The following is a 24,769-nucleotide window of genomic DNA, read 5'->3' as shown; positions in this document are numbered from 1 at the left end:
AGCCAGAACCCGACAGCAGCCGACCGGCCCGCCGATCAAGGCGTGGCGCTCAGCTCCGGCAGCCACTGACCCGCGAGCAGGAACCCGCCGGCAACCAGCGCCGCCACGTCGACGGCAAGGAAGACCCCCACCCAGAACAGCGCCGGCACGTGGGAGAGGCCGGCCAGCTGGTCGGCGTCCGACTCGGGCATCCGGCCCCGGCTGCGCAGCTTCTGCAGCTCGAACACCGGACGCACGCCACCGATGAGGAGGAACCACACCCCCACGTACGCGAAAGCCGCCTGCACCTGCGCGGACGCGTACCAGGAGACAGCGAAGACGATCGCCCCGGTGACCACCACGGAAACCGCGCCGAAGACGTTCCGGATGTTGATCAGCATGAGGAGCAGCAACGCGACGGCGAGCCACAGCAGCAGCGTGATGCGGTTGCCGCCGAGCAGCCACGCACCGGCCAGCCCGATCAGCGACGGCGCGATGTACCCGGCGAGCAGCGTGAACATCATGCCCGGCCCGGTGGGGCGGCCGGCCGACAGGGTGAGCCCGGACGTGTCGAACTCCAGCCGGATGCCGCGCAGCTTCCGGCCGGTGAGAAGCGCGACGAGCGCATGGCCGCCCTCATGCGCGATGGTGATCGCGTTGCGGGCGATGCGCCAGAGCGGACGGACCGCGACGACGAGAAGGGCGATCACCGCAGTGACCAGGACAAGGGTTCCAGGAGGGTCCGGCTGAGCGCTGAACAGCGTCTCCCAGAGGTCAGTCACCGAGTCGATCGCCACAGCCCGGCAGCGTAGCCGATCACCGCCGGTCTACGCCCCGCACGTCAACCCCGGCCAGTCGCACAACCGCGCTCACCTACGCCGTGGGGGAATGACGGTGGTGGTCAGGCCCGGCGGCGCAGGACGGCTGAGGTCTGCGGTGCGGTGCGTCGCTGCAGCTGCCGGGCGCCGGCGATCGCACCGACCACCAGCAGCAGGCCGGCGGCGGCCAGGACCACTGTCATCAGGCCGGCGGCCGCCACGAGGATGGCGATGTCGGCGATCGCGACCAGCATCCACAGCGCGATCGTGGGCTTGCTGCCGTGTCGGCGGAGCATCGTTCACCTCCAGCTTCGGTGACCGATGAATACCCATTCATCGATCACCTCATGCACGAGGTTCTCTACAGCGGCTTGAACCCGTCATAGATGACCTGCAGATCCTTCTTGGCCGCGTCCCAGTCCTCGGGCGAGGTGTACCAGTTGATGCTGTACGCCTGCTTCGGCCCGGTCAGGAAGTTCCGCTTCACGGCATGCTGCCGGTTGCCGCTGGACGTGGTGTACAGGAACTCCCAGTCGACGGCCTTCTGGAAGTAGTCGACGGGTTCCATCTTGATCCGCTCATAGTTCCGGTACTTCCCGCCGGACCGCGTCGCTTCCTGGTCCTTCCAGTCGGCCATGGGATCGGCCGCCGGCTCGTCGGTCTGCGCGAGCAGCAGCAGCCGGTTGTTCCACCGGAACTGGATCTCCTCCGGATTCGACGCGTCGACCGAAGCCCCGGCGGGCACCGGCACGGAGAAGCCGGTCCGCGCGTTGCCGTACAGCCGCCACCCCTTGGGCAGCGCCTTGCCGGCCGGAGCGGAACTGGCCGGCGTGCTGGGCGCAGCCGACGATGTCACCGGTTCGGCGGTCCCCTGCTTCGGCGGCGCCGCGACGGCAGCCGACTGCTGCGTCTTCGCGGCGCTCGCCACCGGAGCAGCCCCGCTCTTACCGGTCCGGTCCGCCTGCTCATCACCGTCGCCGGCGAAAGCCAGGGGAATCACCAGCAGAAGAAGCAACAGTACGGCGGCAAGCAGCGCAAACCCGATCACGGTCTGCCGACGGGTGAGCGTGACCCCGAAAACGGTGAGCCCCCGCCGCCCACCGGAAGGCGACCGGAAATCCATCGGCTGCCACGCGGGCCGATTCGCCGGAGCAAGCCCCGGAGCTCCGGAGATCGGCGCGCCCGCCGCCCCCGCCCCGGAGACCGGCGCACTCGACGCCCCCGCCCCGATGACCCGGGTACGAGCAGGCGAGTCACCACCCTGCGCCGCAACAGCCCGGCGCGCGCGACGAGGAGGCATGAACGGCGCCGCAACCGCCGTGGCATCGTCCTTGGCGCTCGTGCCGCCGCCCTGTGCCCCCGCCGAGGCAGGAGTCGCCTGCTTCGGGGCGGTCCGCCCGCCGCTCGCGGCCCCGGCGCTGCCCGCCGCCGCGGCGTTGCTCTTCGCCGCACGCTTGTCGGTGGCGCTGCTCTTCGCCGCACCTTCGTCGGCGCTACCGGCACTGTCGGCGCTGCCGGCCTTGGCGCCGCTGTCCTTGTCGCGATCGGCCTGGACGCCTCTGCTCCTGGCACCAGAGTCGCTCTTCGCGCCGCCGTCACTCTTGGCGGCCCCCTTCTCAGTGCTGCCGCTACCGGGGGCGCCCTTGTCGACGCTGCCGCTCTTGCCGGCGCCGTCTTCGACGGCCGTCGCACTGTTCGCGTCACTGTCCTTCACACCGGGACGCTTGCCGCCCCCAGCGGCATCGACGCTCTCGGCACTCGTGCGCTCGACCCGGTCGCCGTCGGCGGCTCCGGTGATACCGGCGCCCTCGCTGCCACTGCCCGCAGGGGTGGCCGACGTATCAGCACCTGCGGCGGATGTCTCGCCGGCGGTCCCGGCCGACTCGGCGGCGACTGCCGCGGCGGTCGCAGCCTTGGTTGCCTTCGCCGCAACGTTCGCCGCCTGGCGGCCGCGACCCTTCTTACGAGCCGCCTTGGTGGAACCGGCCCCGGCCCGGGCGCCGACGGCGGGCTTGATCGGCTGACTAGCGGTGACGGTCTTCGAGTCCGGCTCGTCCTGCTTCGCGTCTCCTGCGTCGCCGTCTTGCTTGCTGCCTTCGGCAACCGGCTTCGCGACGGCCGTCTCAGCATCGACGGGGAGGGCAGCCGCACTGTCGACGCCGGTGGCTTCAGCCTGCTGGCTCTGGCCGGCGCGTTCCTCGACCGACTCGCGCCCGGCTTCGGCCTTTCCTCCAGCCTTCTCCTCCTGTTCGACGGCGTCCGGTGCGCGCGCGGTGACGTCTTCACCCGTGGCCGTCTGGTCAGCGGCACCCTGCCCCTCGGCCGCCCTGTCATCGGTCTTGGATGCCTTGTCAGCAGCGGCTTCTGCCGCCTCGGCCCCTTCGTCACGCGATGGCTTCGGCTGGGAAACCGGGCCTGCGCCGTCCGCATCGGCAGGCTTCTTGGAAACGACGGCCGGCGAGGAAACCGCTTTGGCAGCCGACGTGTCGGAGCCACCCGCCTCGGCAGCCGACGTGTTCGCGCCACCCGCCTTGGACTGTTCGGCAGGCACCTCGGCGCCGACGTCGCCCGTCTCAGGCTGCGTGGCCGGCGCTGGTGGGGCTTTCAGCTTTGCGGTCGCGGGTTCGGCTGTCGTCGCCGGTGCGGCTTGCGGTGGCGTGGTGTCGGCCGGCGCCTGGCCTGCGCGGCGCCTGCGGGCTGCGGCGACCTCTTCGACCGTGAACGACCCCAAGGCGGAGCCCGCGCCGCGCATCGTCGCGTCGAGGGCGGGAGGCGCTTCCACACCTGTTTCCGGCCCTGAGGGCGGTCGCTTTTCTGTGCCCGTACCGAAAAGGTTTTCTCGGACCGGCGGCGTATCGACCCGGGTGGCGTCGATGCGGGTCGGAGCGTCGGCCGGGCGCGGTGCGCGACCCACGGTGGCCTTGCCCGGAGCGAAAATGGGAGCGCGACCGGTCGGCGCACCGCTCTGCGGGCGGTTTTCCGCCGGATCGACCGGCGGCCGCGCGGGCGCGATCGGCGGCGTGGCGGACGCGCGGGCGGGCGTCACGGGAGAACGGCCCGGCGGTGTCGCAGCGGGCCGCCCAGGCGTCACCGGAGGCGTAGCCCCACCGCGCCCCGGCGTGACGGGAGGCCCGGCCGGCGGTGAGGCCGCGGCCCGGCCGGGGGTGATCGGTGGACGGCCGGAAGTGACCGGCGGGCGCGGGCCGGGCACGACCGGGGCGCTGGCCGACACGCCGGGCACGACGGGCGGGCGCTCGCGCCCGACACCGGGTCGGCGCATCGTGGGGCTCATCGGGAAGCTCAGCTTCGACCGCCGGCCGGTGGCGCGCAGCAGCAACCGCTCGGCCTCGTCGGCGTTGATGCGATGCGCGGGGTCCTTGCGCAGCAGACCGTTCAGGACCGGCTTCAGCGGGCCGGCATTGCGCGCGGGCGGCGGATTCTCGGTCGCGAGCGCCGCCAGCGTGGCGATCGCCGACGGACGCGCGAACGGCGAAGCGCCCTCCACCGCGGCGTAGAGCGTCGCCCCGAGCGACCAGAGATCGGCTCCGGGACCGGCCGTGCCGTCCCGGGCACGCTCCGGAGCAATGTACGCGGGTGAGCCCAGCACCAGCCCGGTCCGCGTGACGTTCGGGTCCCCGGGCACCGTGGCCAGGCCGAAGTCGGTGAGCACGACCCGGCCGTCCTCACCGATCAGCACATTGCCGGGCTTGACGTCCCGGTGCACGACCCCGGCCCGGTGCGCGGCGCGCAGGGCCCCGAGAACCCCGAGCCCGATCTCGGCGGCACGCACCGGGTTGAAGGGTCCGTCGCTCGCCAGAATGTCCTGCAAGGAGCGTGAGGGCACGTACTCCATGACGATCCACGGATCCGCATCGGTCCGCAGCACGTCGAACACGCGCACCACATTGATGTTGTTGAGCCGGGCGATCGCCCGGGCCTCGCGCAGCGACCGCTCCCGCATCTCCTGACGCTCGTCAGGGGTCAACCCAGGAGGAGGAACCAGCTCCTTGATGGCGACATCACGATGCAGGACGACGTCGGTCGCCCGCCAGACACGACCCATCCCGCCCTGACCGAGCGGCGCAACTAGCCGGTAGCGGTCAGCGACAACGAGCGGGGGGGAAGTAGACATCACGCAGAAAATACCCGGTCATGTCGAGCCGCAGCGAATCGATCAGCCGAGTGTGGGACGCGTGTCATAGAGTACCGGCGGGTAGACCGTACGCTTGATCAATGGATGAGGAACCGCTGGTCAGCGTGGTGCGCGGCGCACCGACCGCAGAAGAGCTGGCCGCCCTGGTAGGAGCATTGATCAGCACATCCACGGGTACGGATCGAGCCCGGCCCGAGCCATCGACGAACCCCTGGGTGCGAACCGCCCGCCCGGGCGCGGGACGAGGATCGTGGCGAGAGTCCGGCTTGCCCCGCTGAACCAAACTACGAGATAGACCGTGTTCGGTGTCGAACCGACTGTCCACAGCTGTGGGTACGGGGTCGAAACACAGCCGGTGACCGACTAGTCTCGCGTAAGATTTTCGCACTCTCGGGGGAGGGCCAGGGCAGTGATTCCTGAGGAGGACCGCGGTCCCGCGTGGCTGCGTGACTACGGCGCCATCGAAGCGGACATCGAAGCCATGGAGGACTTCGCCCGCAGCCTCGCGGCTGAGGTCGAAAAGGGCTTCAACCCCCACTTCAGCCAAATCACGGCGTTGATGACCACCCAACTGCCGGAGGCGGACCCTCGCTTCCCCGAGCTCGGCAGCTTCCTGACGCGTCATCACGAGGTGCAGACCGCCGCATACTCGAACACGTTCTACTTCGGCAAGGGCACGACCCAAGCCGCCGAGGCGGCGAAGAAGATCAGCTCGGAATACCGCAACACGGACGCCTTCGCGAACGCCACCGTGACTGATGTCAAGGACGCATTCGACCAGCCACTTGACGGGTCGAACACCGAGGCCAAGGAGAGCTGATGCTGATCGCAGGCGGAGGCGGCGGCTACGGCGGCACGAACTGGAACTCGGCCGATGTCAGGCTCATGTGGTCTGTCATCGAGAACCAAGACACCGACCCTCACTTCGACGTGGCTACCGGCTGGCGCAAAACGGCTGACCTGATCAATGAGCACATAAGCCGCATCACGGCGTACCGCGACAATCTTGCAGCCGCCTGGCCCCCCGAGAAGAGTGCAGCCTCCGCGGCGTACATCGCCAGGCTCGACGACCTCGTCGGCGAGCTGCACGGCACACTGGACGCCGCGTCCGCTAACTACAAGGCGTTCTCGACCGTGACGACGACGCTTGCTCAGGCAAGAACGAAGCTCGAGCCGATCCTGCGGCAGTACGAGGCCAACGAGAGCCGGAACCTGGCTTGGCAGGCACAGAAGGACGCTGCACCGAGCCCTGCTCCATCCACCAGCCCGACGCCGTCCCCATCACCCGCGCCATCGCCGGTTCCGTCAACGCCCCCCGTGGCAGCTGCGGAGCAGGAGAGACTGAACAACCAGGCCCGGGTGATCATGTTCGACCTGAGCAGCGCGGTGCTCAGCGGCCAGGCAGCGCTCCAGGCGCCCAAGCCGTACAAACCTACGGCTCCGGGTGGATCGAAGGGCGAACGAGAAGAGCAGGGTGGAGATGTGGGCGGCTCGGGAACTCCGCCGCTGATCCCTGCTCCTGGTGCTACATCGGCTAGCCCCTCTAGCAAGCACGGTTCCAATCTGCCTAGCCACGGCGTTACACCTGTGCAACCAACAGGCTCGGCACCCGCAATCAGCGGGGGCAGTTCAGGCGCGGGCGCAAGTGGCCCCGTGCTGGGCGGCATTGGCGGCTCGAACGTCATCGCACCGCCCGGGACTGGCCCATCCACCATTCCACCTCCCGCACCGTCACCCATTCCGACGCCATCGAATCCTCTACCAGGGCTTGTCCCCCCGATTGGCGGCCTAGGCACGGATCGTCTCGGCGTTGCCCCACCCGGCACCCAGCGTCCTATATTGGGCGGCCCAAGCGCTCGCGGTGTTTACGGTAGTCCTGGTGGTCGAATGGCGATGCCGTCCGGTGGTGTCATCGGAACCACGCCAGGCAGTGGTCTGATCGGTCAAATGCCCTCCAGCCCGGCGGGTCAACGACCTGCCGCTAGCCCCAGGGCAAATCCAGTAGGTGGGGTAATCGGCCAGCAAGGGTCCGCTCCGCGTGGCTCCGCCGGAAAAGCCGGCGCCATGCCCACCGGCCAGAACGGCTTCACAGGATCGCCTATGTCCCGGAGCCAGAGAACCGACCGACAACGCGACGAAGGATCTCGTTGGGATCCAGATAACCCTTGGGCAACTGAGCAAGGGGTTGAACCCGTAGTGCTCCCGCCGGACGAGCCTGGACCTATAGACCCTGGGCCAGCCATCGGCTACTCACGATGACAGCACGTCCACTTCTAGCGTTGGCAGCAGCCCTGCTCGGTGCTAGCACCGCTCTCATGGGTAGTCCCGCGTATGCGGAAGGCGTGGGCGATAAGCAATGGCACCTTCGTTTCCTCGACATCTCACATGCTCATGAGATTAGTCGAGGCAAAGGCGTTACGGTCGCCGTCATCGACACTGGCGTAAGCAATCACCGGGACCTCGAAGGGAACCTGCTCGACGGCACAGACTTAGTTTCATCAGGAAAATCGGGACACACAGACATCGACGGACATGGCACGGCGATGGCCGGTCTGATTGCGGCGCACGGCAGCGCCAGCAACGGAGCGCTCGGGATCGCGCCGGAGGCCAAGATCCTACCGATTCGCCTAATGAAAAGCAGCCCAAGCGACTTCATTGCCGGTCCAGCCATTGACTACGCGGTGAAGCACGGCGCCAAAGTGATAAACATGTCCATTGGCGGCGAACTATCACCCGAAACCATCGATGCCGTCAACAGGGCCCAGAGGGCCGATGTCGTCCTCGTAGCATCTGCGGGGAATCACCCGGAAGACACAACAGTAACGTCGCCAGCACTGCTCCCGCCTGTGCTCGCCGTAGGTGCAGTGGACCAGTCGGGACACAAGTCAGCAATATCGGTGTCGGGGCCGGAACTCGATATTATGGCACCCGGCGAAAATATGGCGAGCACCTTCAAGAACGGTGCGTATTCTGTTAAAGGTCGGGGAACCTCGGACGCTGCCGCTATCGTTTCGGGCGCCGCCGCCCTCCTGCGTAGCGCATTTCCAAGCATGACCGCTGAAGAGGTTGTCGAACGCCTCGAGAGGACAGCCACCGACGAGGGCAGGCCCGGTCGAGATGATGAGTACGGGTACGGAGTTGTCAATATTGTCGCAGCCCTAAGCGGTGGAAAACTTGCGACCTCGAGCAGTCCTAGCGGTTCAGCACCAACTTTGGGCACGCCTACTACCGCGCCCACACAGACCGTCCGAGCAGCGCCCGAGGCACAGTCGACCAACAACAGTACGCCACTGATCGTTGGCGCCGTGATCGTCATTCTGGTTGCGGGGCTGGGCGGGATTGTTTGGGCTCGACGGCGCTCGACGAACGCTCAATGACCTCACGACGCGTGCCGCGCCCCTGTCTCCTCAGCGTGCTTGTAGCGTAGGTCTCCGTGCAGACTGACGACGGACACCGGCTGATACTCGCCTCCGCCAGCCCCGCCCGGCTAGCTCTCCTACGCGCCGCCGGCTTCGACCCCTCGGTCCAGGTCAGCGGCGTCGACGAGTCCGTTGTCGACTCCACCGACCCTGCCGAGCTTTGTCTCGCGCTCGCGCGGATGAAGGCTCGGGCTGTCGCGTCCACTCTTCCCCCCGAGCCCGGCGTTCTCGTTCTCGGCTGCGACTCCGTCCTGGCTTTCGACGGCCAGATCCTCGGCAAGCCCGCGAACCCCGCCGAGGCCGTACGCCGGTGGGTTGCCATGCGCGGCAAGTCCGGCGTCCTGCACACCGGGCATCACCTGACCGAGGTCACCAGCGGGAAGCAGGCCGAGGAGGTCGGCACCACCGTCGTTCATTTCGCCGATCTGAGCGACGCCGAGGTGGAGGCCTATGTCGCCACCGGGGAGCCGCTTCATGTCGCTGGGGCTTTCACCATCGACGGGCTCGGCGGCGCTTTCGTGGAGCGGATCGAGGGCGACCATGGCAACGTCGTCGGGCTTTCGTTGCCGCTTTTCCGGCGGCTGCTCTCCGCGTTCGGCGTGACCGTTCCGCAGCTGTGGAAGAAGTCAGAGCCTGCGGCCTAGCGGGTCGGTGAAGACGTATCCCCTGGCCTGGTAGTAGCGGATGATGTCGTCGAGGGCGTGGACGGTGTTGCCGCGGTAGAGCGGGGCGCCGCCGCCGTCGTGCATCAGGATGATCGGGTGCTTTCGGGTTGTCGTGGCGTCGTCGTAGATGTGCTTCTCGAAGGCTTTGTCGGGGTGTCTGGGCTGGCCCCAGTCGTCAGTGTCGATCGTCCACTGGACCGCGGTCATCTTTCGGGCCAGCGCGAGTTTCTGGGTGGTGGGTGTGGCGTGGCCGCGCGGTGAGCGGTAGAGGCAGGGGCGCTTGCCGGTTGCGGCGATGATCGCGTCGGTGGCCCGGTCCATTTCCGCCGCTTGTGCCGTCCTGGTGAGCGGCGGCATCTCGGGGTGGCTGTACGTGTGGTTGCCGATGGCGTGACCTTCTCGCACGATCCGGCGGGCGAGGTCGGGGTTGGCTTCGACGTTGGCGCCCTTGAGGAAGAACGTGCCGTGCACCTTGTAGCTCTTCAGCACCTCGAGGAAGCGCGGGGTGTACGCGGACGGGCCGTCGTCGAAGGTCAGCGACACGGTCTTCGCGTACGTGACCGGTGTCGCCGTGATCCGGGCCGGGAGAGGTTTTCCGCACGAGGTCGGCGCGGCGGCGGCGGGGGCAGCCCATGAGGCGGTCGCGCCGACGAGGGTGAGCGCCAACGCGGCCGCGAGGCGGCGGGGCCGGGTGCTGGTCACGCACGGACCATCGGCACCGCCGCCTGCGAGATGAACGGTCAGCGCACGCTTCGGGCGAACAGCCGGGCCGCCCACGTGACCGCCGCCACTGCCAGGACGGCCATGATCAGTAGGCCTTGCCAGACCTCGGACGCTCCCAGGTCTCCTCGGAAGAGGGCTCGGGTGCCGTCGACCGCCCAGGAGAACGGGTTCCAGTCCGCGATTCCCTGCAGCCATCCCGGTGCGAACGTCAACGGGAGCAGGATGCCCGACAGCAGCAGCACCGGCTGCGCCACCGTGTTCATCAGTGGTGCCAGGGCGTCCTCGCTCTTCACCGCGAGCGCCACCCCGTAGGACACCGCCGATGTCATCAGGGAGATCAGGGCCAGCATCAGATATGCCAGGAGCAGGTTGCCCAGCACCACCCGCAGGTCGAACAGCAGCGCCAGCAGGGTGATGATGACCGCCTGGGCCAGGAGCGACACGGTGTCGCGCAGGGAGCGGCCCAGGAGCAGGGCCAGGCGGCTGACCGGGGTGACCCGGGAGCGTTCGATGACGCCCGCCCGCAGTTCCGCGATCAGGCCGAAGCCCTGGAACAGGCCGCCGAAGATGGCCAGCAGGACGAGCAGGCCGGGCACGAAGATCTCGTACGCCTCGGCGTTCGTCCGCACGCCCAGGGCCGGCTTCAGCAGCGGGGCGAACAGGAGCAGGTACATCACCGGCTGGAAGACGCCGACGAGGATCCAGACCGGGTTGCGGAGCAGGAGCAGGGCCTGCCGCTGGAAGATCAACCAGGTGTCGCGCAGCAGCTTCATGGGTCAGCTCTCCCGCAGGGATCGGCCGGTCTTGGTCAGGAAGACGTCGTCGAGGCTGGGGCGGTGCAGCTCGATCGTGCCCAGGGGTACGTCGGCGGCGTCCAGCGCGCGGAGTACGAGGGGGATGGCCGTCGCGCCGTCCTCGACGTAGAGGCGGACGCTGTCGTCGTACGTCTCGAGCTTGGTGACGAACTCGGCCGAGCCCAGGGCTTCCGCCGCCTGTGCCGGCGCGCCGACTCCGACCCGTACGACGTCTCCGGAGATCTCCCGTTTGAGAGCCGCCGGCGTGCCGGAGGCGACGATCTCTCCGTTGTCCATGATGGAGATGCGGTCGCAGAGCGCATCCGCCTCGTCCAGGTAGTGCGTCGTGATGAAGATGGTGATGCCCTCGTCGCGGAGCCGGCGGATCTCGTCCCACATGTGGGCGCGGCTCTGCGGGTCGAGGCCGGTGGTGGGCTCGTCGAGGAACACCACCTTGGGGTCGTGGATGATGCCGAGCGCGATGTCGACCCGGCGGCGCTGGCCTCCGGAGTACGTCCTGCACTTGCGGTCGGCGTACTCCGCGAGCTGGAAGCCTTCGAGCACGCGCTCGGCGCGGGTGAGCGCCTCCGACTTCGAGATGCCGTAGAGGCGGGCCTGGAGGACGAGCTCCTCGCGGGCCGTGGAGTCGTCCCAGGTGGCGCCGCCCTGGGCGACGTAGCCGATGCGGCGGCGCACCTCGGCCGGGTTCTTCCGCAGGTCGGCGCCCGCGATGACGGCGGTGCCTCCGTCGGGTTCGATGAGGGTCGCCAGCATGCGCAGCGTGGTGGTCTTGCCGGCGCCGTTCGGGCCGAGGAAGCCGAAGATCTCGCCCTCGTCGACGGTCAGGTCGACGCCCCGGACGGCGTCGACGGTCTTCTTCACCTTGCCTTGGCGGGATGTGAACGACTTGCGCAGTCCTCGCGTCTCGATCATGTCGGCCCCCAGTCGTGGGCGGGCGAGCGCCCGCCGCCGGAAGGCAGCGTAGGACCGTCAAGGCTGACTAGTCAAACTTGATTATTGAGCGGGGAAGTACTCCACGCCCTCCTCGATCAGGTTCGCCACGCGCTCACACCACTTGATCTCCGCTTCCGAGCGCTCGATCGCGAGCTCCCACATCCAGCTCACGAACACCGGCTTCTGCTTCACCCAGTCCACCTCCATCGAGGAGGAGAGCTGCTTGTTACCGGCAGCGAGCTGCACGGCGCGGTTGCGGAGCGCCGCGGCGGCCTCCTCGCGAGGCAGGGCGGGCAGGAAGGCGAAAGCCGCCATGAACGGGTCGGGCGTCCCGGTCAGGTTCCACCAGTTGCTGCGCAGCAAAGCCTCGAACTCGGCGGTGCCCTTGTCCGTGATCTCGTACGTCGTCCGAGCGGGCCGGGCTCCGACCTGCTCCGTGGCCACCTCGCGCAGCAGTCCCTCCTCGGCGAGCTTGCGCAGAGCGTGGTAGATCGAGCCGGGCTGCACGTTCGCCCACTTGTCGGCGCTCCAGCTCAGCAGCTCCCGGCGGACGTCGTAGCCGTGGACCGGCTGCATCCATCGAACGATGCCGAGGATCATCATGCGCGTGGCGGACATCCACTCAGCGTAATAGGCAAGTTTGACTGAGCGGTCGGCGGACACCTGAGGATAGGCTCAGCCCGTGCGCAAGGTACTGATCGCCAATCGGGGCGAGATCGCCGTCCGTGTCCTCCGGGCCTGCAAAGACGCGGGCCTGACCAGTGTCGCCGTCTATGCCGACAGCGACCGCGACGCGCTACCCGCGCGGCTCGCCGACGAGGCCTGGGCCCTCGACGGCGAGACGGCGGCCGACACCTATCTGCGCATCGACAAGCTCCTCGACATCGCCGCCCGCAGCGGGGCCGACGCGGTGCACCCCGGCTACGGCTTCCTCAGCGAGAACGCCGAGTTCGCTCAGGCCGTACTGGATGCGGGTCTGACCTGGATCGGCCCCACGCCGGCGGCGATCCGCGACCTCGGCGACAAGGTCACCGCGCGGCACATCGCGCAGCGGGCCGGCGCGCCGCTCGTGCCGGGCACGGCCGAGCCGGTGGCCGGCGCGGACGAGATCGTCGCGTTCGCCCGCGAGCACGGGTTGCCGGTCGCGATCAAGGCGGCGTTCGGCGGCGGGGGCCGCGGCCTGAAGGTCGCCCGCACCCTGGAGGAGATCCCCGCCCTGTTCGAGTCGGCCACCCGCGAGGCGGTCGCCGCCTTCGGCCGCGGCGAGTGCTTCGTCGAGCGCTACCTCGACCGGCCACGGCACGTGGAGGCGCAGGTTCTGGCCGACACGCACGGCACTGTCATCGTCGTCGGCACCCGCGACTGCTCCCTGCAGCGCCGGCACCAGAAGCTGGTCGAGGAGGCACCGGCCCCCTTTCTCACCGACGAGCAGCGCGAGCGCATCCACTCCAGCGCCAAGGCGATCTGCCGGGAGGCCGGCTACCACGGCGCCGGCACGGTCGAGTATCTGGTCGGCCAGGACGGCACCATCTCGTTCCTCGAGGTCAACACCCGGCTGCAGGTCGAGCACCCGGTCAGCGAGGAGACCTCCGGCCTCGACCTGGTCCGGGAGCAGTTCCGCATCGCCGACGGCGAGCGGCTGGCGCTGACCACCGACCCGCAGCCGCGCGGCCACTCCATCGAGTTCCGCATCAACGGCGAGGACGCCGGCCGCAACTTCCTGCCGGCACCCGGCACGGTCACCGCCCTCACCTGGCCGTCCGGACCGGGCGTGCGGGTCGACACGGGCGTCGAGACCGGCAGCGTCATCGGTGGCAACTTCGACTCCATGCTCGCGAAGATCATCGTGACCGGGGCGACCCGCGCGGAGGCGCTCGACCGGGCCCGACGGGCGCTGGACGAGACCGTCATCGAGGGCATCGCGACCGTCCTTCCGTTCCACCGCCTCGTCGTGCGCGATCCGGCGTTCACCACCGAGCCGTTCACCGTGCACACCCGCTGGATCGAGACCGAGTGGTCCGGCGGCGTGCCTCCCTTCACCCCGGCGGCCAGTGCGGCCGCCGAGCCCGAAGACCGCCGCACCGTCGTGGTCGAGGTCGGCGGTAAGCGCCTGGAGGTGCGTCTTCCGGCCGACATGGGTACGCCCGCACCTGCCCCCAACCGCAACACCACCCCCCGTCGGTCAGGCAAGGGCTCGGCGTCCCCGGCCACCGGCGGCGCCGCCGCGTTGACGGCCCCGATGCAGGGCACCATCGTCAAGGTCGCCGCCGCGAACGGTGACACCGTGGCCGAGGGCGACGTGATCGTGGTCGTCGAGGCGATGAAGATGGAGCAGCCGCTGCAGGCGCACCGGGCCGGCACGATCAACGGCCTCACCGCCGAGGTGGGGAGCACGATCACCGCCGGGACGACGATCTGCACGATCGACGACTGACGAGCGTCCGGAGGGGACGCACCAGGCATTACATCTTCATAACGGCGGGCCACCGGTAACAGAAGGCGGGCCGCCGGTACGGGACCTACCGACGGCCCGGGCGCAACGCACCCGGCATGACCGGGTGGGCGCCGCTGGCCCGGCACGCCGAGAACGGGGGATCCGGCGTTCCGGAACTGCTACCAAGGTACGCGCGCCCGCCCCGCACCAGAAGCGGGCGATCACGGTGGCAATCGGGCGAGAATGGCAGAAACCGCCCGCGTTGGAGACCCCGCGTGCGCCGCGGAGGACGTACCGTGTCGGGCATCACCGTCAGCGGGGGCTGATCAAGGCTCATGCTGAACTCAGCACATTCTCAGGTGCGCCCACGGACAATTCCGTGGACCCTGGAGCCCGTGAGGTGGCCGACCCGATGACCGACCTGTTGACCGTCATGGCGACACCGGCGTGGGCCTACCTGGCTTTGTACGGGTTCCTCGCCGTCGACGCGATGGTCCCGGTGGTGCCCACCCAGGCCATCATGATCACGTCCGGCGCCCTCACCGTCTACGGCAACCTCAACCTGGCGCTCGTCATCGCGGTCGGCGCCCTCGGCATGTTCACCGGGGACTCCATCGCCTTCACCCTCGGGCGGACGGCGGGGCACGCGGGCGGCAACTGGCTCAGCGGGCGCCTCGCCGCCCTCAGGAGCCGCTTCGCACCACGCGCCGAGAACGGCGACAAGGGCGGGTCCCGCACCAAGCGGGCCGCCGAACGTTTTACTCGGGGCCTGCGCAAACCCGGACCGCTCGTCCTGCTGCTCTGCCGCTTCGTGCCGGGTGGGCGGATGGCGGCCGGCTATCACGCCGGCCGCGCCGGTTACCCGATCAAGCTCTTCATCCTGTACGACGGCGGCGCCGCACTGGCCTGGGCCACGTACGGCGGGCTGGTCGGCCACGTCGGCGGCACCGCGGTGACCCAGTCGGCGTGGCGGCTGTTCGCCATCGCCGCGACCGCCGCGGTCATCTTCGGCACGGCAGGCTGGATCCTCGCCCTCTTCGGCGGCCGCAAGGACGCCGACCACGAGATCACAGACGACGAAGCCTCGGGCGACGAGGCCATGAACGACGAGACCCCCGACCAGGAGGCCGTCGAAGGGGCAGCGGCGGGTGACGTCGAGGACGTGACCCCGCGCGAGCGCACCCGCCGCTGAGAAGGACCGGCTACTGCAGCTCGTGCAGCATCAGCTGGCGAGCCGCCTCGGCGATCGAGCCCGACAGCGACGGATAGATCGTGATCGTGTGCGCGAGCTGGTCGACCGTGAGGTTGTTCTCGATCGCCATGGTGATCGGCAGGATCAGCTCGCTCGCCTTGGGCGCCACCACGACCCCGCCGACGATCTGGCCGGTCGCCGGGCGGCAGAAGAGCTTGACGAACCCGTCGCGCAGTCCCGCCATCTTGGCCCTCGCGTTGCCGGTCAGCGGCAGCATGACCTGGCGGGCCGGGACCTTGCCGAGGTCCACGTCGTTCTGCGAGACGCCGACGGTGGCCAGCTCCGGGTCGGTGAAGACGTTGGCGGAGACGGTACGCAGCCGCAGCGGCGCCACCGCCTCACCCATCGCGTGCCAGATCGCGATCCGCCCCTGCATCGCGGCGACGCTGGCCAGCGGCAGGACGCCCGTGCAGTCGCCGGCGGCGTAGATGCCCGGCACGTTGGTCCGGGACACGCGGTCGACGGTGACGTAGCCGCCCTGGGCGACGTCGACGCCGTACTCGCGCAAGCCCAGGTCGGCGGTGTTCGGGACGGCGCCGACGGCCATCAGCGCGTGCGAGCCGGTCACCTTGCGCCCGTCGGCGAGGGTGACCTCCACGCCGTCGCCCGTGTTGACGACCGACTCGGCGCGGGACTGGTTGAGGATCGTCATGCCGCGTTCCCGGAAGACCCTTTCGATGGCCATCGCGGCGTCGGCGTCCTCGTGCGGCATGACCCGCTCGCGGCTGGAGACCAGCGTCACCCGCACACCCATCGCCAGGTACGCGCTGGCGAACTCGGCACCGGTCACACCGGAGCCGATGACGACGAGGTGCTCGGGGAGCTCGGCGAGGTCGTACACCTGGCGCCAGTCGAGGATGCGCTCGCCGTCCGGCCGGGCGCTGGGCAGCACGCGCGGGGTGGCGCCGGTGGCGATGAGCACGGTCGCGGCGTCCACCGCGTACGCGGAGCCGCCGTGCGGGGTGACCATCACCTGGTGGGTGTGACCGAGCGTGTCCTCGCCCAGCCGGGCGCGGCCCTGCACCACGTCGACACCGGCCTTGACCAGCTTGGCCTGGATGTCGCCGGACTGCGCGAGCGCCAGCTTCTTGACCCGCTCGTTGACGGCCTTCGCGTCGACCGTGACCGCCTCGAGGCCGGCGGACCGCACCCCGAACCGCTCGTTGTGGCGGTAACCGGTCACCACCTCGGAGCTGGCGATGAACGTCTTGGAGGGTACGCAGTCCGAGAGGACGCACGCGCCGCCGGCGCCGTCGGCCTCGACGAGGGTCACGTCCGCGTCGAGCTGAGCGGCGACCAGCGCCGCCTCGTACCCGCCCGGCCCACCGCCGATGATCACGATCCGACTCACGCGTTCAACCCCCATTGCTCCGTTTCGTCACTTACGTGACTGAGATGTGCCGACACGCACGCCTCGTATTCTCCCTCAACCGCGCGCCGGGCTATCGTCATCGCCGTGGGTCATTACGCCGCGTACGGCTCCAACCTCGATCCGGCCCGGATGCGGGCCTATTGTCCGCACTCCCCGATGGTGGGCGTGGGGTGGGTCGAGGGCTGGCGCCTGACCTTCGCCGGCGAGGGCGACCTGGGCTGGGAGGGCGCGGTCACCACGATCGTCGAGTCCCCCGGCGACCGGGTCTTCGTCTCCCTCTACGACGTGCACCCCTGGGACGCCGCCCAGCTCGACGAGGTCGAGGGCGTCACCGCGGGGGCGTACCAGAAGCTCACCGTGCGGGTGTCGACGCTGGAAGGCGACCTCAGCGCCTGGGTCTACGTCTTCGACGGTTACGAGGGCGGCATGCCGACCGCGTGGTACCTCTCCGAGATCGCCAACGCGGCGGAGAAGGCGGGCGCGCCCGACGACTACGTCAACGAGCTGCGGCAGCGGCCCACCCGCACGTCGTCGCCGGAGATCTAGATCACCCGCTCATAGATGTTCGCCTCGTACAGGGGGTGCATCCCGACCGCACGGTAGAGGCGGGCGGCCTGGGTCGGGTTGGCCAGGTCGACGCCGAGGCCCGCGGTCGTGCGCCCCTTGCCGGCATAGGTCGCGAAGGCCCGGCGCAGAAGAGCTTCACCCACACCCCTTCTCCGGTACGCCCTGAGCACCGCGAGCGCCCGCACCCACCCGGACCCGTCCGCTGCGTTGGCGTCGGAGGACTGCAGCACCCCGGCCCACGTCTCGTCCACGAAGCCCACGAACCATTCGTCGTAGGACACGCTCTCCTCGGTGTCGACCCGCGCCCGCCAGGTCTCGTAGTCGGTGGCACGGTGGTCGCTGTCGCGGAACGCCTCCTCGATGGTCGCGTGGAAGCGGCGCATCTCGGCCTCGTCGTGCGGGTCCACCGGGCGTACGGTGATGCCGGCGGGCGGCTCGGGCGGCGCCGGTGACACGCCTTCCAGCGACATCGTCATGCGCGCGTGCTGTTTGAGGAAGGTGAACCCGGCGTCGGTCAGCGCCCGGATCCACGGCTTCTCGGTGGGGATCGCGCCGGCCCGTACCGTATAGGTCTCGTGCCCGAACTCGGCGCCGCGCTCGGCGGCCCGGGCGAGCAGCAGCTCCAGCAGCGGCCGCTGGGCCGGGACTCCCCGCTCGGGCCAGACGTAGACCTCCAGGAAGTCGCGGGCCTCACGGTTGGCGTTGTGCGGGTACGCCCACCCCACGATCGCCCCGTCGGCGTCCAGCGCCACCCAGCAGTCCCGCGTCATGTCGGTGTTCGGTCCGGTGAGCGCCTCCCGGACGTCCTCCACCGTGAAGTCCGGCTCCCCCACCGACGCGATGTCGCTCGCATGGGCCAGGGCCAGGATCTCCGGGACGTCGTCGAGGGTCGGCCGGCGGGTACGCCAGCCCGGAGGCAGCTCGGTCACCCCCGCAGAGTGCCCTATCGGGCCAGGCGATGCGACAGAGATTCGAGCAGACCGATCAGCTCGATGCGCTCGGCGCGGTCCAGGGCCGCGTACGCCTGCCCGGCCAGCGAACCGGCCACCGACTCCGCCCACATGAGACGCCGCACGATCGGCCCGGCCGGCGGGTACGGCGGCTGCCACCCGAACGCCACCGCGCCGGTCTCCCCCTCGGGCCCGGCGATGATCGCCTGCAGCGGGGTGAGGCCGCTGGCCCGCACGGCCACCAGGTGCACCCCGAGCCAGTGTTCGTGCAGCAGGTGCAGCAGGACCGCCGCCTGGGCGCCGGGAGACGAGTCGGGCACGGGCATCGCCCGCCACGCGGCGAACAGTGGCAGCCCGGCACAGTCCACGGCGGACACGACCCGTTTGGACAGTTCGAGAAGCCTGGCCAGGCGCGGGAAGCCGCCGAGCTGGTCGGCGCCCCACCGGCACAGCTCGTGCAGGTGCCACGTGGCGACCTCGACCGGCGGGGTGGTCTTCGCCGCCGCCTCCCAGCCGTCGGTCACCGCGTCCGGCGCGATGAAGCCGATGGCCGCGGCGACGGTCTCCGGGCGTACGTCGCCGAGCGCACCGGCGCGGGCCGACACGTGGTACGCCCACCCGGACAGCCCCATGAGCCGGGCTCGGCGCAACGTCTGCGGGGACTCGGCGAACGCCCCGACGAGGGACGTGAGTCCCGGCCGGGCATTGGCGGCTGCCTGTTCGGGGGTCACCCGCCCGATTCTGCTCTCCCTGACCGGTTCAGGAAAACCGGCTACTGATCCGTTTCGTCGGCGTCCAGGTCCTCGATCGCCGCTTCGACGTCGCCGACCCGCCGCCGCGCGGCCGAGGCGTCCCGTTCGGCGGACCGTCGTTCCAGCTTGCGGCGCGACACCTCGGCCTGGGCCACGATCCGCTGGCGCTCCAGCTCGGCGATCTGCTCCTCGAGCTCGTCGACGGCGTGGCCGGCGGCGCGCTCCGCCTCCTCCGCGTTCTCCAGCGCGGCCTTGGCCTTGCGGTCCGCCGCCCGCGCCGCGAGCAGCTCCTTCTGCAGCTCGCGACGCCGGGCCACCCGCTCGGCGCGCGCCTTCTCCTCGGCCCGGCGGCGCCGCTCGTCCAGCGCGGAGACCCGTTTCGGCTCCTCCTCCGCCTGTTCCTCCGGCTCAGCGGTATCGGCGTCCGTGTCGTCGTCCGCGGTCACCAGGCGCAGCCGCGGCCGTGGCACCTCACCGAAGCCCGCGTACGTCGCCGCCTTCACGAGGCGGCCGCTGCGGACCTGCTCGGCGATGTCCGGCTCGGCCAGGGCCGCGCTCAGCGTGGCCTCCACCTCGGCCATCGGCAGCTTGGTGCTCCGCAGCGACGGGTCGTCCTCGACCGCGAGCTGCTGCGCCGCCCGGACGAGCGCGGACACCACCTGCCGGCGCTGGTTGGACAGCTCGCGCAGCTGGTCGCCCTTGAGGCTGCGCTGGGCCTGGCGCAGCGCGGTGGCCAGCCCGACGAGGTCCTCGATGAGCTCGGGACGGCGCAGCGCGAGCAGGTTGACCAGCCACGCCGCCACGGTGGGCTTGCGCAGGGCGGCGAGGCGCTTGGCCGCCTCCTTGTCGCCGGCCTTCTTCGCGGCGGCGACCGCGGCGGCCCGGCCCGCGACGAAGCCGTCCGGCGCGGCCTCGTACAGCTGCCGGATGATCTCGTCGGTGCCCGTGGCCACGTCAGTCGAGGGTGGTGCCGGGCGCGACCTGGGCGTACTTGGTGCCGCCGAGCCGGTCCAGGTGGCCGTTGGAGACCTGGGCGCCGGTGGCGGTCAGCAGGGAGTCGTGCAACGCGTACGCCCGCCCCGGCCGCACCGCCCGGACGAAGTCGATCGCCTCGCTCAGCTTCATCCAGGGCGCGTTGAGGGGCACGAAGAGGGTGTCGACCTCCGCCTCCGGCACGGTGAACGAGTCACCCGGCGTGTAGACCGAGTGGGCGCCGTCCGAGATCAGGTAGCCGAGGTTGGCGATGCGGGGGATGTCCTCGTGGATCACGGCGTGCGCGCCCCCGTACGCCCGGACCGTGAAGCCGGCAGCGGAGAGCTCACCGCCGGGTTCCACGGTCGTGACCGCGCCGACGAAGGCGGACAGCTGCGGCAGGACGTCGGCGTGGGCGTACACCCTCAGCCCGGGCCGGCGCGACACGGCGTCGGCGAGGCCCTCCACGTCCACGTGGTCGGGGTGCTCGTGGGTGATGAGCACGGCGTCCGCGCCGTCCAGGGCCGACCGCTCGCTGAACACCCCCGGGTCGACCACCAGGACCCCGTCGCCCTCGAGACGTAGGCAGGAATGCGTGAACTTCGTGACGCGCACGGGACTCCTCCGCTGCCGAATCGTGACCGCCCACCCCGCAGTCTGCCGGAACCGGCACGCATGTGCCGCGCGTCCCAGGGTGCAGACCTTCACGGGGACAGGAGATATCACCATGGCTCTTCAGGGTTCGACGAATATCAGATCGGCGCGTCGGGCGCGGCACCGGGTGGCCGGGGGCGCGCTCGCCGCCGGGCTCGCGGCGGCCCTGGCGCTGGCCGGTTGCAGCGGCGACAGCAGTGACAGCGGCGACTCGAAGGCAGCCGCTCCGAACCAGGCGGCGGCGGGCGCCGGGCCGGCCGCCGCCCAGGACAACGCGGCCGAGGCGCCCCAGGCGCAGGGCAAGGACACGGCGGCCAAGGCGCCGGACCTCGGCGTCGAGAAGCGTTCGATCATCTACACCGGATCGATCACCGTACGCGTCAAGGACGTGAACATCGCCGCGGCTCAGGTGACCGGCATCGTGACCGGGGCCGGCGGGTTCATCGGCGGCGACAAGCGCAGCAGCTCCGGAAACACCGGCCCGTCCGACGCCACGCTGACGCTGCGGGTGCCGGCGGACAAGTTCCACTCCGTGGTGGACCAGCTCGCCGGGCTCGGCCACGAGGAGCAGCGCGGCATCAACACCGAGGACGTCACCGAGGAGACCGTCGACCTGGACGCCCGGATCGCCACGCAGCAGGCCCGGGTGGCCAGCGGCCGCAAGCTGCTGGCTCAGGCGAAGTCCCTTGAGGACCTGGTGATGCTCGAGCGCGAGGTGGCGACCCGCGAGTCCGACCTCGCCTCGCTGCAGGCCAAGAAGCGTCGCATGGCGGACCTGACCGCGCTGTCGACGATCACGGCGGTGCTGCTGGACCCTCAGACCGAGGTGGCACCGAAGAAGGACGAGCCGCCCGGCTTCCTGACCGGGCTGAAGAACGGCTGGCACGGCCTGCTGGCGTCGCTCGGCGTGGTGGCGGCCATCCTCGGCTGGTTGCTGCCGTGGCTGCTCCTGCTCGGCCTGCCGGCCTGGGCGGTCTACTGGTACGTGCGGCGCAACCGCCGGTTGCAGGTCAAGCCCGCGGATCAGCAGAGCTGACCGGCCGCCCTGGCCGTCAGAACGCGCCCGTCGCGAGGGCGGCCAGGGCGGTGTGCACCATGACCCGTACGCCGTAGCCGATGCAGCGCTCGTCCACGTCGAAGTTGCTCGTGTGCAGGTCGTACTTGGTCTCGGCGCCGGGCGTGCCGGTGCCCAGGCGGATCATCGCGCCCGGCACCTGCTCGAGGTAGAAGGCGAAGTCCTCGCCGCCCATGCTGATCTCGGCCTCGACCACCCGGTCGGCACCGAGGGCGGCCCCGGCCGCGCCCGCGATGACGGCGGACGCCATCCGGTCGTTGATGACCGGCGGGACGCCGCGGTTGTACTGCACCTCGGCCTCCGCACCGGTGGCCGCGACGACGTCCCGGATGAGCTTCGTGATGAGCTCAGGCGCCTCGCGCCACGCGTCCCGGTTGAGGATGCGGATGGTGCCGAGCACCTCGCCCTCGCCGGGGATGGCGTTGAAGGCCTCGCCGGCCTTCACCGCGCCCCAGACCAGCGACACGCCGGCGCGGGGGTCGACGCGGCGGTCCAGCAGGGCCGGCACGTCCACGATCACCCGGCCGAGGGCGTGCACGAGGTCGGCGGTGAGGTGCGGCCGGGCGGTGTGACCGCCGGGGCCCGTGAGGCGTACGCGGATCGTGTCGGCGGCGGCCGTGAACGGGCCCGAGCGGACCCCCACGAGGCCGGCGGGCAGCTGCGGGTAGCAGTGCAGCGCGAAGATGGCCGCGACGTCCTTGAGGGCCCCGGCGGCGATCACCTCGGGCGCGCCGGACGGCACGTACTCCTCGGCCGGCTGGAAGATGAGCCGCACCCGGCCGGGCAGCTCACCCTGCTCGTTGAGCTGGGCCAGCGCCAGGCCGAGGCCGAGCAGGACGGTGGTGTGCACGTCGTGGCCGCACGCGTGCGCGACCTTCTCGACCGTCGAGCGGTACGGCACGTCCTTGGTGTCCTGCAGCGGCAGCGCGTCCAGGTCGGCACGGAAGGCGACCACCCGGTCGCCCTGGCCGATGTCGCAGATCACGCCGTTGCCCTTGGGCAGCAGCTGGGGGCTCAGGCCGGCCACGGCCAGCTCGCGGGCGATCAGCGCGGCGGTCTCGAACTCCGCGTTGGAGGGCTCGGGGTGCGCGTGAATGTGACGGCGGATGGCTACCAGCTCGGCTCCCCGCGCGGCGAGCCAGCGGTCGAGCTGGCCGGGCAGGGGTTCGGCCCCGGGGGGTGGTCCCGGGAAGGTCGCCATCTCGGCGCCACCGGGCGCCGTCAGTGCACTCGTCACGTCGATTTCTCTATCGCTCTCGGGGTTTGGGCCGGTTTCCGCAACGCGCGACAGCCTAGACCCATTTTGGTGACGCTGTGCAACGTCATTCCCGTACGCACGGGATCGCGGACTGTCACGAAAGCCCTGATAAGAGCGATCTCCAGGCGGCATCCGTCGACCACCTCCTACAACGGGTTACGAATCGCGGAGGTGACGCGGTTCAAATCCTCGTAGCGGTCAGAAATGTTCCACGGGATGGTGAACACCCCAGACGCCGCGCAACGTGTGGCAGACCTCACCAACCGTCGCACGGCGGCGCAAGGCCTCCCGCATCGGAGGCAGCACGTTGTCCGTACCCTCGGCGGCCTTGCGCAAATCGGCCAGGGCGGCGTCGACCGCGGCGCCGTCCCGCTCGGCCCGCAGGGTGGCGAGCCGCGCGGCCTGGTCGGCCTCGATCTTCGGGTCGACCCGCAGCGGCTCGTACTTCTCCTCCTCGTCGATGCCGAAGCGGTTGACGCCCACCACGACCCGCTCACCGCCGTCGATCTCCTGGGAGATCCGGTACGCCGACGCCTCGATCTCCTGCTTCTGGAAGCCCTGCTCGATCGCGTCGACCGCGGAGCCGTACGAGAAGACCCGCTCGATCAGCGCGGTGGCCGCGGCCTCCACCTCGTCGGTCATGGCCTCGATGACGTACGAGCCGGCGAAGGGGTCCACGGTGTCGACCAGCCCGGTCTCGTACGCCAGCACCTGCTGGGTCCGCAGCGCCAGCCGCGCCGACTTCTCGGTGGGCAGGGCGATCGCCTCGTCGTACGCGTTGGTGTGCAGCGACTGGGTGCCGCCGGCGACCGCGCCCAGGGCCTGCACGGCGACGCGTACGAGATTGACCTCGGGCTGTTGCGCGGTGAGCTGGACCCCGGCCGTCTGGGTGTGGAAGCGCAGCATGTGCGACTTGGGATTCTTGGCGCCGAAGTCGTCGCGCATGATCCGCGCCCACATCCGCCGGGCCGCCCGGAACTTGGCGATCTCCTCGAGCAGCGTGGTGCGGGCGACGAAGAAGAAGGACAGGCGCGGGGCGAAGTCGTCCACAGCGAGGCCGGCGGCGATCGCGGCGCGGACGTACTCGATGCCGTTGGCCAGGGTGAACGCGATCTCCTGCGCGGGCGACGCGCCGGCCTCGGCCATGTGGTAGCCGGAGATCGAGATCGTGTTCCACTTCGGGATCTCCGTGCGGCAGTACGCGAACGTGTCCGCGACCAGGCGCAGCGACGGCTTGGGCGGGAAGATGTACGTCCCCCGGGCGATGTACTCCTTGAGGATGTCGTTCTGGATCGTGCCCTGCAGGGCCGCGCCGGGCACCCCCTGCTCCTCGGCGACCAGCTGGTAGAGCAGCAGCAGCACCGAGCCGGGCGCGTTGATCGTCATCGACGTGGACACCTTGTCCAGCGGGATGTCGTGGAAGAGCCGGCGCATGTCGTCGAGCGAGTCGATGGCCACCCCGACCTTGCCCACCTCGCCGTGCGCGATCGGGTCGTCGGAGTCGTAGCCCATCTGGGTGGGCAGGTCGAACGCCACGGAGAGGCCCATGGTGCCCGCGCGCAGCAGCTGGTGGTAGCGGGCGTTGGACTCCGCCGCGGTGCCGAAGCCCGCGTACTGCCGCATGGTCCAGGGCCGTTTCGTGTACATCGTGGGGTAGACGCCCCGGGTGTACGGATACTCGCCGGGCCGGCCGAGCCGCTCCTCGACGTCCGGCGGCAGGTCGCCGCTGTCATAGACCGGCTTGATCTCGAACCCGGATTCTGCGTTCACAGGGCGATCCTAAGGTGTCGTTCAGTTCCCGTCAGGCCTGAGGGATTTTGCCTCCGTCGTCCGAAAAGTTCCACTCTGCGCAACCCTCCGATGACACAGCGTCGAATCGGCGAGAACACCGGGCGACCCGCTTTTCGAATGGGGGTGGGACCCGGCAAGATAGCGGGGTTGGCAGACCGCCCCCTATCCCCCTTCGGTGGCATCTCAC

21 protein-coding genes and 1 pseudogene are annotated in these 24,769 nt (G+C 70.1%); 8 read left to right on the top strand and 14 right to left on the bottom strand.

What is annotated here, in order from left to right; genetic code table 11:
- Window positions 1-35 precede the first annotated feature (35 nt).
- From AB0J80_RS02760 to AB0J80_RS02750, 3 genes and pseudogenes are all read right to left on the bottom strand, one after another.
- Window positions 36-776: a M50 family metallopeptidase gene (locus tag AB0J80_RS02760; RefSeq protein ID WP_364699525.1), complete on the bottom strand. Its 741-nt coding sequence runs from the start codon at window positions 774-776 to the stop codon at window positions 36-38.
- Between the two features lie 104 nt (window positions 777-880).
- Complete coding sequence (locus AB0J80_RS02755) at window positions 881-1,093, bottom strand: hypothetical protein (RefSeq protein WP_364699522.1); 213 nt, start codon at window positions 1,091-1,093, stop codon at window positions 881-883.
- A 2,969-nt stretch (window positions 1,094-4,062) separates the two neighbouring features.
- Window positions 4,063-4,929 (bottom strand): annotated as a pseudogene (locus tag AB0J80_RS02750) (serine/threonine-protein kinase); the annotation flags it as partial.
- A gap of 101 nt (window positions 4,930-5,030) precedes the next feature.
- Between AB0J80_RS02750 and AB0J80_RS02745 the strand changes: the two are divergent.
- The 4 genes from AB0J80_RS02745 (at window position 5,031) to AB0J80_RS02730 (ending at window position 9,013) form a co-directional block, all read left to right on the top strand.
- Entirely contained in the window at window positions 5,031-5,228 is a 198-nt protein-coding gene (locus tag AB0J80_RS02745) for an acyl-CoA carboxylase subunit epsilon (RefSeq protein WP_364699519.1), read from the top strand.
- A 203-nt stretch (window positions 5,229-5,431) separates the two neighbouring features.
- A complete protein-coding gene (locus AB0J80_RS02740) occupies window positions 5,432-5,770 on the top strand; it encodes a hypothetical protein (protein WP_364699516.1) in 339 nt (112 codons plus the stop codon).
- A 1,495-nt stretch (window positions 5,771-7,265) separates the two neighbouring features.
- On the top strand, window positions 7,266-8,327 hold the full coding sequence (mycP, locus tag AB0J80_RS02735; RefSeq protein ID WP_364699514.1) for a type VII secretion-associated serine protease mycosin: 1,062 nt from the start codon (window positions 7,266-7,268) through the stop codon (window positions 8,325-8,327).
- A gap of 56 nt (window positions 8,328-8,383) precedes the next feature.
- The gene (locus tag AB0J80_RS02730; RefSeq protein ID WP_364699512.1) at window positions 8,384-9,013 is read left to right on the top strand and encodes a nucleoside triphosphate pyrophosphatase; all 630 of its coding nucleotides are present in this window, start codon (window positions 8,384-8,386) and stop codon (window positions 9,011-9,013) included.
- Here the strand turns inward: AB0J80_RS02730 and AB0J80_RS02725 are convergent.
- The 4 genes from AB0J80_RS02725 to AB0J80_RS02710 form a co-directional block, all read right to left on the bottom strand.
- Entirely contained in the window at window positions 8,996-9,736 is a 741-nt protein-coding gene (locus AB0J80_RS02725; protein ID WP_364699510.1) for a polysaccharide deacetylase family protein, read from the bottom strand. The two genes, AB0J80_RS02730 and AB0J80_RS02725, sit on opposite strands and share 18 nt — an antisense overlap.
- Window positions 9,737-9,774: 38 nt before the next feature.
- Window positions 9,775-10,530 (bottom strand): ABC transporter permease, encoded by a 756-nt coding sequence (locus tag AB0J80_RS02720; protein WP_364699507.1) that lies wholly within the window; start codon window positions 10,528-10,530, stop codon window positions 9,775-9,777.
- Between the two features lie 3 nt (window positions 10,531-10,533).
- Complete coding sequence (locus AB0J80_RS02715; RefSeq protein ID WP_364699504.1) at window positions 10,534-11,484, bottom strand: ATP-binding cassette domain-containing protein; 951 nt, start codon at window positions 11,482-11,484, stop codon at window positions 10,534-10,536.
- 81 nt (window positions 11,485-11,565) lie between these two features.
- Entirely contained in the window at window positions 11,566-12,123 is a 558-nt protein-coding gene (locus AB0J80_RS02710; RefSeq protein ID WP_364699502.1) for a PadR family transcriptional regulator, read from the bottom strand.
- Between the two features lie 64 nt (window positions 12,124-12,187).
- On the opposite strand from AB0J80_RS02710, the gene AB0J80_RS02705 reads away from it, so the two are divergent.
- Complete coding sequence (locus AB0J80_RS02705) at window positions 12,188-13,939, top strand: biotin carboxylase N-terminal domain-containing protein (RefSeq protein ID WP_364699500.1); 1,752 nt, start codon at window positions 12,188-12,190, stop codon at window positions 13,937-13,939.
- Between the two features lie 412 nt (window positions 13,940-14,351).
- A complete protein-coding gene (locus AB0J80_RS02700; RefSeq protein WP_364699498.1) occupies window positions 14,352-15,131 on the top strand; it encodes a DedA family protein in 780 nt (259 codons plus the stop codon).
- A 10-nt stretch (window positions 15,132-15,141) separates the two neighbouring features.
- Here the strand turns inward: AB0J80_RS02700 and AB0J80_RS02695 are convergent, their stop codons facing one another.
- Window positions 15,142-16,542 (bottom strand): NAD(P)H-quinone dehydrogenase, encoded by a 1,401-nt coding sequence (locus AB0J80_RS02695; protein ID WP_364699496.1) that lies wholly within the window; start codon window positions 16,540-16,542, stop codon window positions 15,142-15,144.
- 105 nt (window positions 16,543-16,647) lie between these two features.
- On the opposite strand from AB0J80_RS02695, the gene AB0J80_RS02690 reads away from it, so the two are divergent.
- A complete protein-coding gene (locus AB0J80_RS02690; protein WP_364699494.1) occupies window positions 16,648-17,109 on the top strand; it encodes a gamma-glutamylcyclotransferase in 462 nt (153 codons plus the stop codon).
- Here AB0J80_RS02690 and AB0J80_RS02685 read toward each other — a convergent pair.
- From AB0J80_RS02685 to AB0J80_RS02670, 4 genes are read right to left on the bottom strand one after another with little or no spacing between them, the layout of a single operon-like run.
- Window positions 17,106-18,059, bottom strand: coding sequence for a GNAT family N-acetyltransferase (locus tag AB0J80_RS02685; protein ID WP_364699492.1), 954 nt, complete (start codon window positions 18,057-18,059; stop codon window positions 17,106-17,108). The two genes, AB0J80_RS02690 and AB0J80_RS02685, sit on opposite strands and share 4 nt — an antisense overlap.
- A gap of 14 nt (window positions 18,060-18,073) precedes the next feature.
- Window positions 18,074-18,811, bottom strand: coding sequence for a hypothetical protein (locus tag AB0J80_RS02680; RefSeq protein WP_364699490.1), 738 nt, complete (start codon window positions 18,809-18,811; stop codon window positions 18,074-18,076).
- A gap of 41 nt (window positions 18,812-18,852) precedes the next feature.
- Window positions 18,853-19,785: a hypothetical protein gene (locus AB0J80_RS02675; protein ID WP_364699488.1), complete on the bottom strand. Its 933-nt coding sequence runs from the start codon at window positions 19,783-19,785 to the stop codon at window positions 18,853-18,855.
- Window position 19,786: 1 nt separating this feature from the next.
- A complete protein-coding gene (locus AB0J80_RS02670; protein ID WP_364699486.1) occupies window positions 19,787-20,419 on the bottom strand; it encodes an MBL fold metallo-hydrolase in 633 nt (210 codons plus the stop codon).
- Between the two features lie 112 nt (window positions 20,420-20,531).
- Here AB0J80_RS02670 and AB0J80_RS02665 point away from each other — a divergent pair, with 112 nt between their 5' ends.
- Window positions 20,532-21,494, top strand: a complete 963-nt coding sequence (locus AB0J80_RS02665; RefSeq protein ID WP_364699484.1) for a DUF4349 domain-containing protein — start codon at window positions 20,532-20,534, stop codon at window positions 21,492-21,494.
- Window positions 21,495-21,510: 16 nt separating this feature from the next.
- On the opposite strand, the gene AB0J80_RS02660 is transcribed toward AB0J80_RS02665, so the two are convergent.
- Together AB0J80_RS02660 and AB0J80_RS02655 are read right to left on the bottom strand one after the other, a co-directional pair.
- Entirely contained in the window at window positions 21,511-22,770 is a 1,260-nt protein-coding gene (locus AB0J80_RS02660; protein ID WP_364699482.1) for an amidohydrolase, read from the bottom strand.
- Window positions 22,771-22,989: 219 nt separating this feature from the next.
- A complete protein-coding gene (locus AB0J80_RS02655) occupies window positions 22,990-24,561 on the bottom strand; it encodes a methylmalonyl-CoA mutase family protein (RefSeq protein WP_364699480.1) in 1,572 nt (523 codons plus the stop codon).
- Window positions 24,562-24,769: the final 208 nt, after the last annotated feature.

Origin of the sequence: Actinoplanes sp. NPDC049548, from assembly GCF_040676695.1 — a bacterium.
GTDB lineage: Bacteria > Actinomycetota > Actinomycetes > Mycobacteriales > Micromonosporaceae > Actinoplanes.
Note: the sequence above shows the minus strand (reverse complement) of the source record. Positions and strands in the feature narration are given on the sequence as shown.